This window comes from Pseudomonas sp. ZY71 (assembly GCF_036542145.1).
Classification (GTDB): domain Bacteria; phylum Pseudomonadota; class Gammaproteobacteria; order Pseudomonadales; family Pseudomonadaceae; genus Aquipseudomonas; species Aquipseudomonas koreensis_A.
The window spans coordinates 4,284,803-4,299,381 of sequence record NZ_CP144274.1 but is presented as its reverse complement, the minus strand read 5'-3'; the positions used below and the strand labels follow the sequence as shown (position 1 = coordinate 4,299,381).

Sequence of the window (14,579 nt, the reverse complement as noted above, 5' to 3'; positions counted from 1 at the left end):
CTATTGTTCATTGTCAATCGCCCACTTGTTCAAATGTGTTCAGCAATGAACGCTCAATCCCCACGCATTCAACGATTTTCACGACAAATCAACCACTTGCCATTTCTGGCACGAAACTCGCTCCCGTGCACAGGTCGCTTGACTCCAATAATAAAAAGGCCGAGCCATGTCACTCACCCTGGAGCACGTCAGCCGTACCGTCGAGGGCCAGACCTGGATCGACGATGCGTGCCTGAAATTCGAACCCGGTTCGTTCAACGTTTTGCTCGGCCGCACCCTGTCCGGCAAAACCAGCCTCATGCGTTTAATGGCCGGTCTGGACAAACCGGACAGCGGCCGCATCCTGATGAACGGCGTCGACGTCACCCAGCGCCCGGTGCGCCTGCGCAACGTGTCGATGGTCTATCAGCAGTTCATCAATTACCCGACCATGACCGTGTTCGAGAACATCGCCTCGCCGTTGCGTCAGGCCGGGGTTTCGAAAGAGATCATCCACAGCAAAGTGCAGGAAACCGCGAAGATGCTGCGCATCGAGAAGTTTCTGCAGCGCTATCCGCTGGAGCTGTCCGGCGGTCAACAGCAGCGCACGGCCATGGCCCGTGCGCTGGTCAAGGACGCCGAGCTGATCCTCTTCGACGAACCACTGGTCAACCTCGATTACAAACTGCGCGAAGAGCTGCGCCAGGAAATGCGCGAGCTGTTCAAGGCGCGGCACACCATCGCCATTTACGCCACCACCGAGCCCAACGAAGCGCTGGCACTCGGCGGCACCACGACCATTCTTCACGAAGGCCGAGTGATTCAGAGCGGCGTGTCAACTTCGGTGTATCACCAGCCGCAAACCGTGCTCGCCGCCGAATTGTTCTCTGAACCACCGATCAACCTGATGCCCGGACGCATCGCCGGCAATGAAGTCAGTTTCGCCAACTTCGTGCACTTCCCGTTGAACGTCGATCTGCGCCCGGTGGGCGAGGGCGAATTCCGTTTCGGCGTACGCCCCAGCCATATCTCGCTGGTGCCGAGCAACGATGACGACCTCGAACTGGCGGTCACCGTCGAAGTCGCCGAGATCAGCGGTTCGGAAACCTTCCTGCACGTGCGCAACGAGCATTTCCTGCTGGTGCTGCACCTGCCCGGCGTTCACGAATACGACGTCGATGCGCCGATCCGCATTTATATCCCGACCCATAAACTGTTCGTTTTCGATGCGCAGGGCCGTCTGGTGCAAGCACCCGGCCGGCGTGTCGCGAGGGTTGCCTGATGGCCGAAATCCGTTTGCAGCACCTCGCCCACAGCTACAGCAAAACCCCGAGCGGCGCCGAGGATTATGCGATCCGCGAGATGGATCACGTCTGGGAGCAGGGCGGCGCCTACGCCTTGCTCGGGCCGTCGGGTTGCGGCAAGTCGACCTTGCTCAACATCATTTCCGGTTTGCTCAGCCCTTCGCAGGGCCATGTGTTGTTCGACGGCAAAGCGGTCAATGACCTGACGCCGGAGAAGCGCAACATCGCCCAGGTTTTCCAGTTTCCGGTGGTCTACGACACCATGACTGTGTTCGACAACCTGGCTTTCCCCCTGCGCAATCAGGGTATGGCCGAGGCGAAAGTACACAGCAAGGTGCAGGAAATTGCCGAAGTTCTCGACCTGCAAAACCTCCTGAGCAAGAAGGCGCGCAACCTCACTGCCGACGAAAAACAGAAAGTCTCGATGGGCCGCGGTCTGGTCCGTGACGATGTTTCAGCGATCCTCTTCGACGAGCCGCTGACGGTGATCGACCCGCACCTGAAGTGGAAGCTGCGACGCAAGCTCAAACAGATTCACGAGCAGTTCAACATCACCATGGTCTACGTCACCCACGATCAACTCGAGGCCTCGACCTTCGCCGACAAGATCGCGGTGATGTACGGCGGCCAGATTGTGCAGTTCGGCACGCCACGGGAATTGTTCGAGCGGCCGAGCCACACCTTTGTCGGCTATTTCATCGGCAGCCCCGGGATGAACCTGATCGACGTGCAGCCACAGCCCGGTGGCGTCGGTTTCGCCTCGACGCACCTGCCGCTGTCCGACGCCATGCAACGGCATATCGAACACGGTCAGTGGAAAAATCTGAAGGTCGGCATCCGTCCCGAGTTTATTCATGTGTGGGACGAGCCGTTTGATGACGCGATGCAGGCCAGGGTCGTACACGTCGAAGACCTCGGCACCTACAAGATCATGACCCTCGACCTCGACGGCGCCCCGTTGAAAGTACGTTTGGCGGAAGACAAACCGGTGCCCCAGGGCACGGCGTACATCAGTTTTCCGGCGCAGTGGCTGATGGTCTATGCCGATGAGTTTCTGCTTGAAGCCGACGACGAGGCGCAGCCATGAACAAGGTGCAGAACAACAAGGCCTGGTGGCTGGTGTTGCCGGTGTTCCTGCTGGTGGCATTCAGCGCGGTGATCCCGATGATGACCGTGGTCAACTATTCGGTGCAGGACATTTTCGATCAGTCCAGCCGCTACTTCGTCGGCGCGGACTGGTACAAGCAAGTGCTGCTTGATCCGCGTCTGCACGACTCATTGCTGCGCCAGTTCATCTACTCGGCCTGCGTGTTGCTGATCGAAATTCCTTTGGGTATTGCCGTCGCGCTGACCATGCCGACCAAGGGTCGCTGGTCGTCGGTGGTGCTGATCATTCTGGCGATTCCGTTGCTGATCCCATGGAACGTAGTCGGCACCATCTGGCAGATTTTCGGCCGTGCCGACATTGGCTTGCTGGGGTCGAGCCTCAACGCCATGGGCATCAGTTACAACTACGCGGCCAACACCATGGACGCCTGGGTGACGGTGCTGGTGATGGACGTCTGGCACTGGACTTCACTGGTGGCGCTGCTGTGTTTCTCTGGTTTGCGCGCGATTCCCGACGTGTATTACCAGGCTGCGCGCATCGACCGCGCCTCGGCCTGGGCGGTGTTCAGGCACATTCAGTTGCCCAAGCTGAAGAGCGTGCTGCTGATCGCGGTGATGCTGCGCTTCATGGACAGTTTCATGATCTACACCGAGCCGTTCGTGCTCACCGGCGGCGGACCGGGTAACGCCACGACCTTCTTGAGTCAGACGTTGACGCAGATGGCCGTAGGGCAATTCGACCTCGGTCCGGCAGCGGCGTTTTCGCTGGTGTACTTCCTGATCATCCTGTTGGTGTCCTGGCTGTTCTACACCGCCATGACGCACTCCGACGCCAACCGCTGAGGCCCGGCCATGAGCAAACGGCTTACCCCTATGAAAAAAGTTATTTCACTGCTGGTGTACATCCTGTTCCTGCTGGTGCCGATCTACTGGCTGCTGAACATGTCGTTCAAGAGCAACACCGAAATCCTCGGCGGCCTGACGCTTTTCCCACAGGACTTCACGCTGGCGAACTACAAGGTGATCTTCACCGACCCGAGTTGGTACACCGGTTATCTGAACTCGCTGTATTACGTGAGTTTGAATACGGTGATCTCGCTGAGCGTGGCGTTGCCGGCGGCGTATGCGTTTTCGCGCTACCGTTTTCTCGGCGACAAGCACCTGTTCTTCTGGCTGCTGACCAACCGCATGGCGCCGCCGGCGGTGTTTTTGCTGCCGTTCTTCCAGTTGTATTCGTCGATTGGCCTGTTCGACACGCACATCGCCGTGGCCTTGGCGCATTGCCTGTTCAACGTGCCCTTGGCGGTGTGGATTCTCGAAGGTTTCATGTCCGGTGTGCCCAAGGAAATCGACGAAACGGCCTACATCGACGGCTACAGTTTCCCCAAGTTCTTCGCGAAGATTTTCATTCCGTTGATCGGTTCAGGGATCGGTGTCACGGCGTTTTTCTGCTTCATGTTTTCCTGGGTCGAACTGCTGCTCGCGCGCACGTTGACCTCGGTAAACGCCAAGCCGATTGCGGCGGTCATGACACGCACGGTGTCCGCTTCGGGTATCGACTGGGGTGTGCTGGCAGCGGCGGGGGTGTTGACCATTCTGCCGGGCATGCTGGTGATCTGGTTTGTTCGCAACCACGTGGCCAAGGGCTTTGCCCTTGGTCGGGTCTGAGGAGCTGATGATGGAATGGATGAGCTGGACCACGCCTACCGCAGCATTCTTCATCGTCATCGGCCTGATTCTGGTCGGCATGACCACTTGGGAATTGCGTTCGCCGAGCATCCTGCGGCGAGGTTTTCTGCCGATTGCCACCACCCGTGGCGATCGTTTGTTTATCGGTCTTCTCGGCAGCGCCTACCTGCATTTGCTGGTGATCGGCGCCACCGACTGGAGCATCTGGGTGGCGTCCGCGTTGTCCCTGGTGTGGCTGTTGGCTGTGATGCGTTGGGGCTAGTCGAGTCGTTCGGCAACGCGGCTCCACAACTTAAACAGGAGGTCTCTATGTTCGACAAAAACAATAAGCTGCGACATAGCATTTCATTGGCAGCCATGCTGGCACTCAGCGGTTTGAGCGCCGCCGCGTGGGCCGATGCCTACGAGGACGCGGCGAAAAAATGGATCGGCAGTGAATTCAAACCGTCGACCCTGACGGCCGAGCAGCAACTCGAAGAACTGAAGTGGTTCATCAAGGCGGCCGAGCCGTTTCGCGGCATGGACATCAAGGTCGTTTCCGAGACCCTGACCACCCACGAATACGAGTCGAAAGTGCTGGCCAAGGCGTTCAGCGAAATCACCGGGATCAAGCTCACCCACGACCTGCTGCAAGAAGGCGACGTGGTCGAGAAAATGCAGACGGTGATGCAGTCCGACAAGAATATCTATGACGGCTGGGTCAACGACTCGGACCTGATCGGTACGCACTTTCGCTACGGCAAGACCGAATCGATCACCGACCTGATGGCCAACGAGGGCAAGAACTTCACCTCGCCAACCCTCGATATCAAGGACTTTATCGGCATCTCCTTCACCACCGCGCCGGACGGCAAGATCTATCAACTGCCCGACCAGCAATTCGCCAACCTTTATTGGTTCCGCGCTGACTGGTTCGAGCGTGCCGACCTGAAAGCCAAGTTCAAGGAAAAGTACGGCTACGAATTGGGCGTGCCGGTGAACTGGTCAGCCTATGAAGACATCGCCAAATTCTTCAGCGAAGACGTCAAGGAAATCGACGGCAAACGCGTATACGGCCACATGGATTACGGCAAGAAAGACCCGTCGCTGGGCTGGCGTTTCACCGATGCCTGGTTCTCCATGGCCGGTGGCGGCGACAAGGGCCTGCCCAACGGTTTGCCGGTGGACGAGTGGGGGATTCGTGTCGAGGACTGCCACCCGGTGGGTTCCAGCGTGACTCGCGGCGGCGATACCAACGGCCCGGCGGCAGTGTTCGCCACCACCAAGTATGTCGACTGGCTGAAGAAGTACGCGCCACCGGAAGCGGCGGGCATGACCTTCTCCGAGTCCGGCCCGGTGCCGTCGCAGGGCAACATTGCGCAGCAGATTTTCTGGTACACCGCGTTCACCGCCGACATGACCAAACCGGGCCTGCCGGTGGTCAACGCCGACGGCACGCCGAAATGGCGCATGGCACCATCGCCACGCGGGCCGTATTGGGAAGAGGGCATGAAGCTCGGTTATCAGGACGTGGGCTCTTGGACGTTCATGAAATCCACGCCTGAGAAACAGAAGCTGGCGGCGTGGCTGTACGCGCAGTTCGTCACCTCGAAAACTGTCTCGTTGAAGAAAACCATCGTCGGCCTGACGCCGATTCGCGAGTCGGACATCAACTCGCAGGCGATGACCGATCTGGCGCCGAAACTCGGTGGTCTGGTCGAGTTCTACCGCAGCCCGGCCCGCGTGCAATGGACCCCGACCGGGACCAACGTGCCGGACTATCCGCGGCTGGCGCAACTGTGGTGGAGCCACATCGCCGAAGCGGCCAGCGGCGAGAAGACCCCGCAACAGGCGCTCGATGGTTTGGCCAAGGACCAGGACGCGATCATGACGCGCCTGGAACGCTCCAAGGCCCAAGCTGTTTGTGCACCGAAGATGAATCCGGAGCGCGACGCGCAATACTGGTTTGATCAGCCGGGCGCACCGAAGCCGAAACTGGCGAACGAGAAGCCGAAAGGCGAGACCGTGAGCTATAACGAACTGCTGAAATCCTGGGCGGATGCGCGCAAATAACAGCTGAAATGTGAAAGGCGAACGGCACCGGAAGGTGCCGTTTTTTTTCGCGCCTGATCTACCGTAATCGCGAGCAGGCTCACTCCTACAGGTGTTGTGTCGTTCACTAATGCGTGTACGCCGCAAATCACTGTAGGAGTGAGCCTGCTCGCGATGGGGCCGTTGGTGTCACCGCAGGAAAACCCAATCGGAACACGGTCATCGCACCGGGCAGGCTTTTCACGTCGGCCACACCCTGATGCAGGCTCATGATCGAGCGTACGATCGCCAGGCCCAATCCGGTGCTGCCCTGCGAACGTGAGCGGCTGCTGTCGACGCGGTAGAAGCGGTCGAACAGATGAGGCAGGTGTTGCGCCTCAATCCCGGCACCGGGGTTGCTGACCAGCAGGGAGGCCTGGGTCGCACCTTGTTCGATCAGCAACGTCACCGTTTTGCCGTTCGGGCAGTGGCGCAGCGCATTCGACAACAGATTGGAAATCGCCCGCTGAATCATCAACCGATCACCCAGCACCGTCGCGCTCCCGACCACGTTCAAATGAATGCTCTTATCCTGCGCCGACAACGAAAACATTTCGGCGACTTTCGCCACTTCAACCTCCAGCGCCACCGCTTCAAACGGTGCCAGCGCCGACGGATGACTGACCTGCGCGAGAAACAGCATGTCCGAAACAATCCGCGCCACGCGCTCCAGTTCCTCGGTGCACGACACCAGCACGTCCTTGTATTCCTCGGTCGTACGCTCGCGGGACAAGGTCACCTGCGCCTTGCCCATCAGGTTATTGATCGGCGTACGGAGCTCATGCGCCAGGTCATCGGAGAACTGCGACAACTGCTGCACCCCGGCATCCAGCCGATGCAGCATGAAGTTGATGCCCTGCGCCAGTTCACTCAATTCCTGCGGCATGTTCACCACGGACAATCGATGTTCCAGGTCCTGGGTCGAGACCATCGCCGCCACTTTGCGAAACTCGCGCAGCGGCGCCAAACCCCGCTGCACCGCGCCCCAGGCCGTCAGGCCGATGAATACCAGCAGCAACGGCAAGGCAATCAGCGTCGAGCGCAGATACGCGCTGAGCAAAGCCTGATCATGGGCGTTGTCCATCGACAACAGCACCGGCACGCTGTTGCCGTCCTTGAGACGAATCAGCTTGGACACGGTGAGGAATTTCGCCCCTTCAGCATCCAGGCTGTCGGAATACGCCAGTTGATCAGTGGTCGCCCGCACCGCTTTCAATTCAACCCGTGGATCAGTCAGACCGCTACCGGATTTGAGCAGCGGCGAACGCAAATTCAAACGGTCATAAATCGTCAAAGTGAGGTTGTCATGGCCCATGACCTGATCGAGCAAAATGTGCGGCTTGCCGCTGATCTCATTGGCATCGACGTACAGCGACAAGCTGTGTTCGACCTGCGCCATCTTCTTCTCGAGACTGTCGCGCGACAGCGCATTGAGTTCATGGGTCAACGCGAAATAGGCAAGGATCGCCAGGAACACCACCAACAGCGCGCCGAGAATACTCACTGTCAAACCCAAGCGCATTGACAGGCTGGAAGGCTTCATTCCCGGGCCTCCAGCACATAACCGACACCGCGCAGGGTGTGAATGAGTTTGCTGTCGAACGGGTCGTCGATCTTCGCCCGCAAACGGCGGATCGACACTTCGACCACGTTGGTGTCGCAATCGAAATTCATGTCCCACACCAGCGAGATGATCTGCGTGCGGGTCAGCACTTCGCCGGACTGGCGCATCAGCAGGTGCAGCAGGGCGAACTCCTTGGTGGTCAGGTCGATACGCTGCGCACCACGAAACGCGCGATGGCGGCCCGGATCGAGTTCCAGATCAGCGACTTTCAGCACCTGCGGCACCGGGATGTTTTCGCTACGACGCATCAACGTGCGCACCCGCGCCAGCAATTCGGGAAACTCGAACGGCTTGACCAGATAATCGTCAGCGCCCAGATCGAGACCGCGAATCTTGTCGGCCAGACGCCCGCGCGCGGTGAGCATCATCACCCGCGTGGAATGAGTGCGACGCAACTGTTCTAGCACACCCCAGCCGTCGAGTTCCGGCAGGTTCACGTCGAGAATAATCAGGTCATACGCTTGTTGTTGCGCCAGGTGCAGGCCATCGGCACCGGTGGCTGCGTGGTCAACGACATAACCACTTTCGGTCAAACCCTGATGCAAGTATTCGGCAGCTTTAAGCTCGTCCTCGACGACAAGGATTCGCATGATCTTTCACCACTTTTATTTAATGGGTATTTAATTTAAAAGGCCCTCACCCTAACCCTCTCCCAGAGGTAGAGGGGACTGAGTGCGGGATATTTCAGAACTACGCCGACGTGGAAAAAATTTACTGAATCCATAATCAACTTGATGTAACAGGTCGATAAATAACGCTAGACACTTCGGTCGGCTCCCTCTCCCCCCGGGAGAGGGCTGGGGTGAGGGGATGCCCGCAACGATAAAGGTTGTAGCCGCTACAGGGTCAACAACCCAGTGCTTTAAACCGGGGTTCTGCGACAGTCGGTCGCAGCGTGGGCCACGGGAATCTCGCAAGTTTGATTCCGGCAAGTGCAATTCAGCAGATAACTAACGCGCATTTGTTTCCATGTATTGCAACAACCCCGCCAGCACTTCGCATCCTAGAACAAAACAACTTCCGCAAACCGTGGATAACGGATTTGTAATGTTCCAGTCACCTTGTCGATAAGTTCAAAACCCTACCGTGGCGGCATCCGAGATTCTTGAATAAAGGAAGTCTTCCATTGCCCGGTTTAATAGAACTGACGGCGCGATCACGCCTGAAAAAAACCGCCAGTGTCATCCTGTTGCTGGCCTGTACCAGCCTTGCAAACGCAGCGACCCTGACGCTGGATCAAGCCCTGCAAAGTGCCTTCGCCGGCAACCCGGAACTGGCCGCTGCACAGTGGGAAATCGGTATCGCCGAAGGCGATCGGCAACAGGCCGGGCTGATCCCTAACCCTGAAGTGTCGTGGGAGGCTGAAGACACTCGGCGCGACTCGCGCACAACCACGGTAATGCTCAGTCAGCCAATCGAACTGGGCGGCAAACGCGGCGCACGGATCGACGTCGCCAGCCGCGCGCAGGATGCTGCCGGGATTGAACTGGAGCGCAAACGCAATGCATTGCGTGCCGATGTCATTCAGGCGTTCAACAGCGCGCAAACCGCGCAGCAACGTCTGCAGCTGTCACGACAGTCGCTGCAACTGGCCGAGCACGGTTTACGCGTGGCGCAAGGACGGATCGAGGCGGGTAAATCGTCGCCGGTCGAAGGCACGCGGGCGCAAGTGCAGCTCTCGGAAGTGCGCCTGGAACTGAGCCGCGCCGAACGCGACCAGGCCACCGCATACCAACAATTGGCGCAAGTCATGGGCGCGCCGTTGCCGACGTCGACCAAGGTGCAGGCCCCCACGCAAAGCATGCCGGCCGTTCCTCCACCGACACGATTGCTCGAGCGTCTGAACGAGACTGCCGAACTGCGTCTGGCCAAGTTGCAGATCGATCAGCGCGAAGCGTCATTGGGCCTGGAAAAGTCCCAGCGCATCCCCGACCTCACCGTGAGCATCGGCAGTCAGTACAGCGAAACCGAGCGCGAGCGGGTCAACGTGGTCGGCCTGTCGATGCCGATTCCACTGTTCAACCGCAATCAGGGCAACGTGCTCGCCGCAGCGCGCCGAACTGATCAGGCGCGGGATCTGCGCAACGCCACCGAGCTGCGCTTGCGCACGGAAATCCAGACCAGTCTCGAGCAATGGCAGACCGCCAACGGCGAAGTCACCGCGTTCAACCAGACCATCCTGCCCGCCGCGCAAAGTGCGGTCGACAGCGCAACCCGCGGTTTCGAAATGGGCAAGTTCGGCTTCCTCGATGTACTCGATGCGCAACGCACGTTGATCAGCGCCCGTAGCCAGTACATCCAGGCCGTCAGCGAGGCCACCGACGCCCGCGTACGCATCGAACGGATCTTTGGCGACCTCAACATCAGCCGTTGAATTTCATTTTTCAGACAACTGCGCGATGGCATGGCGCAGAGGAGTTTCCATGGACAAAAAACTGATGGTTGTCGCGGTGGCGACGTTGGCGTTGGGGATTGGCATAGGCTCGCAGTGGTCAGCCAACTCAAGCATCGACGCCCACGCCGATGAGGCTGCTGAACACGCCGATCATGCGCAAGAAGGTGCAGCGGCTGAGCATGCCGAAGAGGGGCACATCGAGTTAAGCGCTGAGCAGATCACCGCTGCCGGCATTCAACTCACCGAAGCACGGGCGCAAAACATCAGCCTTGGCCTGCCGTTCCCCGGCGAAGTGCGCTTCGACGAAGACCGCACCGCCCACGTCGTGCCGCGCGTGCCGGGTGTGGTCGAGGCGGTGGCGGTCAACCTCGGGCAAACGGTGAAGAAGGGCCAGTTACTGGCGGTGATCGCCAGTCAGCAGATCTCCGATCAACGCAGCGAGCAGGCCGCCGCGCAGCGTCGCTTGACGTTGGCGCGTACCACTTATGAACGCGAGAAAAAACTCTGGCAGGACAAGATCTCGGCCGAGCAGGATTTCCTCCAGGCGCGCCAGGCGTTGCAAGAGGCGGAAATCGCCGTGAGCAATGCGCGGCAAAAGATCAGCGTGCTCAGCGGCAGCGTGGTCGCCACCGGCGGCAATCGCTATGAATTGCGCGCGCCGTTCGATGGCGTGGTGGTGGAAAAACACCTGACGCCGGGGGAAGTGGTTGATGAAAGCACAGCTGCGTTCACCCTCTCGGATCTGTCGCGAGTGTGGGTGACGTTCGGCGTTTCACCGAAGGATCTGAACAAGGTGCAAGTGGGCAAAGCAGTCACCGTCAGCGCTCCGGAATTGAACGCGGAAGTCACCGGTAGCGTGGCTTACGTTGGCAGTTTGTTCGGCGAACAGACCCGCACGGCAACCGTACGCGTCACCCTGGAAAACCCACAAGGTTCATGGCGCCCCGGTCTGTTCGTCACTGCGCTGGTGGCGACCGACAGTCGCGAAGCGAAGGTTGCCGTACCGGAAACCGCGATCCAGACCGTCGAGGACAAACCTACGGTGTTCGTGCGTACCGACGATGGCTTCGAAGCGCGCGCGGTTGAACTGGGCAGCCGCGCCGCCGGCCATGTGGAAATCACTCAAGGGCTGGAACCGGGCGCGCAAGTCGCCAGCGCCGGCAGCTTCGTCCTCAAGTCGGAGCTGGGCAAAGCCTCAGCCGAGCACAGTCATTAATTCTGGAAGGTCCTCATGTTCGAACGCCTGATCCAGTTTGCCATCGAGCAACGCATCATCGTGCTGCTCGCCGTTCTGCTCATGGCCGGCCTCGGCATCGCCAGTTATCAGAAACTGCCGATCGACGCCGTGCCCGACATCACCAACGTCCAGGTGCAAATCAACACCGGCGCCGCCGGGTTCTCGCCGCTGGAAACCGAGCAGCGCATCACCTTTCCGATTGAAACCGCGATGGCCGGTTTGCCGGCACTGGAGCAGACCCGTTCGCTGTCGCGCTCGGGCCTGTCGCAAGTCACGGTGATCTTCAAGGACGGCACCGACCTGTTCTTCGCCCGTCAGTTGGTCAACGAGCGTTTGCAGATCGCCAAGGAGCAATTGCCCGAAGGCGCGGAAGCGGTGATGGGGCCGATTTCCACCGGTCTCGGTGAGATCTTTTTGTGGACAGTCGAGGCGAAGGAGGGCGCGCTGAAGGACGACGGCACGCCGTACACGCCGACTGATCTGCGGGTGATTCAGGACTGGATCATCAAGCCGCAATTGCGCAACGTGCCCGGCGTCGCCGAGATCAACACCATCGGTGGTTTCGCCAAGGAATATCAGATCGCGCCGGACCCGAAACGCTTGGCCGCGTACAAGCTGACCCTCACCGATCTGGTCACCGCGCTGGAGCGCAACAACGCCAACGTCGGCGCCGGCTACATTGAGCGCAGCGGCGAACAATTGCTGATCCGCGCGCCGGGCCAGGTGGCGAGCACCGAGGACATCGCCAATATTGTCATGGCCAATGTCGACGGCACGCCGATCCGGGTTAAGAACGTCGCCACCGTGGAAATCGGTCGCGAATTGCGCAGCGGTGCGGCCACGGAAAACGGTCGCGAAGTAGTGCTCGGCACCGTGTTCATGTTGATCGGCGAGAACAGCCGCACGGTCTCGCAAGCGGTCGCCAGCAAGCTCGAACAGATCAATAAATCCCTGCCGCAAGGCGTGATCGCCGTGCCGGTGTACGACCGCACGCACCTGGTCGACAAAGCCATCGCCACGGTGAAAAAGAACCTGATCGAAGGCGCGATTCTGGTGATCGCGATTCTGTTCCTGTTCCTCGGCAATATCCGCGCGGCGCTGATTACCGCGATGGTGATTCCGCTGTCGATGCTGTTCACCTTCACCGGGATGTTCAGCAACAAGGTCAGCGCCAACCTGATGAGCCTCGGCGCGCTGGACTTCGGCATCATCGTCGACGGTGCGGTAGTGATCGTCGAAAACACCCTGCGTCGACTGGCCCATGCGCAGCAGCATCACGGACGATTGTTGACCCGTGCCGAGCGTTTCAAGGAAGTCTTTGCCGCCGCGAAAGAGGCGCGACGACCGCTGATTTTCGGCCAGTTGATCATCATGGTCGTGTACCTGCCGATCTTCGCCCTGAGCGGCGTAGAAGGGAAAATGTTCCACCCCATGGCGTTCACTGTGGTCATCGCTTTGCTTGGCGCGATGTTGCTTTCCGTGACCTTTGTGCCGGCGGCGATTGCGCTGTTCGTGACCGGCAAGGTCAAGGAAGAAGAGGGCGCGGTGATGCGCGGCGCACGTCGCGTTTATGCGCCGGCGCTGGCGTGGGTCATGTCCCATCGCGCAATCGCTGTGGGTGTGGCGTTGGGCGTGATCGTGCTCAGCGGTGTGCTCACCAGCCGCATGGGCAGCGAGTTTGTGCCGAGCCTCAGCGAAGGCGATTTTGCTCTGCAAGCGCTGCGCGTGCCGGGCACCAGCCTGACGCAATCGGTGGACATGCAGCAGCGTTTGGAAACGTTGATTCTGGCGAAAGTGCCGGAAGTCGAGCGCGTGTTTGCCCGCACCGGTACCGCCGAAATCGCTTCCGATCCGATGCCGCCGAACATCTCCGACAGCTACGTGATGCTCAAGCCGAAAGAGCAGTGGCCGGACCCGGGTAAGTCCCGTGAAACCTTGATGGCCGAACTGCAAGCCGCCGCCGCGACGCTGCCGGGCAGCAACTATGAACTTTCGCAGCCGATCCAGTTGCGCTTCAACGAATTGATCTCTGGTGTGCGTAGCGATGTGGCAGTGAAGGTGTTTGGCGATGACATGGATGTGCTCAATGCCACAGCGGCGAAGATTGCCGCCGCGATGCAGAAGGTTAACGGCGCCTCGGAAGTGAAGGTCGAACAAACCACCGGATTGCCGGTACTGACCATCAACATTGATCGCGACAAGGCTGCGCGTTACGGGCTGAACGTCGGTGATGTGCAGGACACCATCGCGGTCGCGGTGGGCGGGCGGAAGGCCGGAACGTTGTATGAGGGTGATCGGCGTTTCGACATGGTGGTGCGTTTGTCCGATGCCATGCGCAAGGACATCGACGGACTGTCGGCGTTGCTGATTCCGGTGCCGGCGCCTTTGAACGGAGCGGCGAATCAAATCGGCTTTATCGCGCTGCAAGACGTCGCCAGCCTCGACCTGGTGCTCGGGCCGAATCAGGTCAGCCGCGAGAACGGCAAGCGTCTGGTGATCGTCAGCGCCAACGTGCGCGGGCGTGATATCGGTTCGTTCGTCAGCGAGGCTGGTGAGGTGATCGAGCGTGATGTGCAAGTGCCGGCCGGTTACTGGACCAGTTGGGGCGGGCAGTTCGAGCAGCTGCAATCGGCGGCCAAGCGCTTGCAGATTGTGGTGCCGGTGGCGTTGCTGCTGGTGTTCGGGTTGTTGTTCATGATGTTCAACAATCTCAAGGATGGCTTGCTGGTGTTTACCGGGATTCCGTTTGCCTTGACCGGTGGGGTCATGGCGTTGTGGTTGCGGGATATTCCGCTGTCGATTTCGGCGGGGGTCGGGTTTATCGCGTTGTCCGGGGTGGCGGTGTTGAATGGCTTGGTGATGATTGCGTTTATTCGTAATTTGCGTGAGGAGGGGCGTTCGCTGTCCGATGCCATTCACGAAGGTGCGCTGACGCGTTTGCGGCCGGTGTTGATGACGGCGTTGGTGGCGTCGCTGGGCTTTATTCCGATGGCTCTGGCTACCGGCACCGGCGCTGAAGTGCAACGCCCACTGGCAACCGTGGTGATCGGCGGAATCCTGTCCTCCACGATCCTCACGCTGCTGATCTTGCCGGCGCTCTACCAACTCGCCCATCGCCGGGATGAGGACGCCGTTCCAACCAAATAGGTAATCCCCTCTGTAGGAGTGAGCCTG

11 protein-coding genes are annotated in these 14,579 nt (G+C 59.6%); 9 read left to right on the top strand and 2 right to left on the bottom strand.

All coding sequences use genetic code 11. The annotated features are described in order from the left end of the window. The first annotated feature begins 166 nt into the window (after positions 1-166). From VY732_RS19045 to VY732_RS19020, 6 genes are read left to right on the top strand one after another with little or no spacing between them, the layout of a single operon-like run. Entirely contained in the window at positions 167-1,261 is a 1,095-nt protein-coding gene (locus VY732_RS19045) for an ABC transporter ATP-binding protein (RefSeq protein WP_331691493.1), read from the top strand. Further along, positions 1,261-2,370 (top strand): ABC transporter ATP-binding protein, encoded by a 1,110-nt coding sequence (locus VY732_RS19040; RefSeq protein ID WP_331691492.1) that lies wholly within the window; start codon positions 1,261-1,263, stop codon positions 2,368-2,370. Before VY732_RS19045 ends, VY732_RS19040 begins: the two co-directional genes overlap by 1 nt. Continuing rightward, positions 2,367-3,233 (top strand): carbohydrate ABC transporter permease, encoded by an 867-nt coding sequence (locus VY732_RS19035; protein WP_007912484.1) that lies wholly within the window; start codon positions 2,367-2,369, stop codon positions 3,231-3,233. The genes VY732_RS19040 and VY732_RS19035 overlap by 4 nt, the downstream gene beginning before the upstream one ends. Before the next feature lie 30 nt (positions 3,234-3,263). Further along, positions 3,264-4,058: a carbohydrate ABC transporter permease gene (locus VY732_RS19030; protein ID WP_442968547.1), complete on the top strand. Its 795-nt coding sequence runs from the start codon at positions 3,264-3,266 to the stop codon at positions 4,056-4,058. Positions 4,059-4,068: 10 nt separating this feature from the next. Further along, positions 4,069-4,341, top strand: coding sequence for a DUF2160 domain-containing protein (locus VY732_RS19025; RefSeq protein WP_007912485.1), 273 nt, complete (start codon positions 4,069-4,071; stop codon positions 4,339-4,341). Positions 4,342-4,388: 47 nt separating this feature from the next. Continuing rightward, a complete protein-coding gene (locus VY732_RS19020; RefSeq protein WP_016986564.1) occupies positions 4,389-6,131 on the top strand; it encodes an ABC transporter substrate-binding protein in 1,743 nt (580 codons plus the stop codon). Between the two features lie 127 nt (positions 6,132-6,258). Here VY732_RS19020 and VY732_RS19015 read toward each other — a convergent pair whose 3' ends face one another. Together VY732_RS19015 and VY732_RS19010 are read right to left on the bottom strand one after the other, a co-directional pair. After that, positions 6,259-7,692 (bottom strand): heavy metal sensor histidine kinase, encoded by a 1,434-nt coding sequence (locus tag VY732_RS19015; RefSeq protein WP_331691490.1) that lies wholly within the window; start codon positions 7,690-7,692, stop codon positions 6,259-6,261. Further along, entirely contained in the window at positions 7,689-8,363 is a 675-nt protein-coding gene (locus tag VY732_RS19010) for a heavy metal response regulator transcription factor (protein ID WP_007920164.1), read from the bottom strand. The genes VY732_RS19015 and VY732_RS19010 overlap by 4 nt, the downstream gene beginning before the upstream one ends. 536 nt (positions 8,364-8,899) lie before the next feature. Between VY732_RS19010 and VY732_RS19005 the strand changes: the two genes are divergently transcribed. Genes VY732_RS19005 through VY732_RS18995 form a run of 3 tightly spaced genes read left to right on the top strand, consistent with a single transcriptional unit; the run spans position 8,900 to position 14,552 of the window. Next, positions 8,900-10,147: a TolC family protein gene (locus VY732_RS19005; RefSeq protein ID WP_331691489.1), complete on the top strand. Its 1,248-nt coding sequence runs from the start codon at positions 8,900-8,902 to the stop codon at positions 10,145-10,147. A gap of 49 nt (positions 10,148-10,196) precedes the next feature. Next, complete coding sequence (locus VY732_RS19000; protein WP_331691488.1) at positions 10,197-11,384, top strand: efflux RND transporter periplasmic adaptor subunit; 1,188 nt, start codon at positions 10,197-10,199, stop codon at positions 11,382-11,384. A 15-nt stretch (positions 11,385-11,399) separates the two neighbouring features. Further along, complete coding sequence (locus VY732_RS18995; RefSeq protein WP_331691487.1) at positions 11,400-14,552, top strand: CusA/CzcA family heavy metal efflux RND transporter; 3,153 nt, start codon at positions 11,400-11,402, stop codon at positions 14,550-14,552. Positions 14,553-14,579 lie beyond the last annotated feature (27 nt).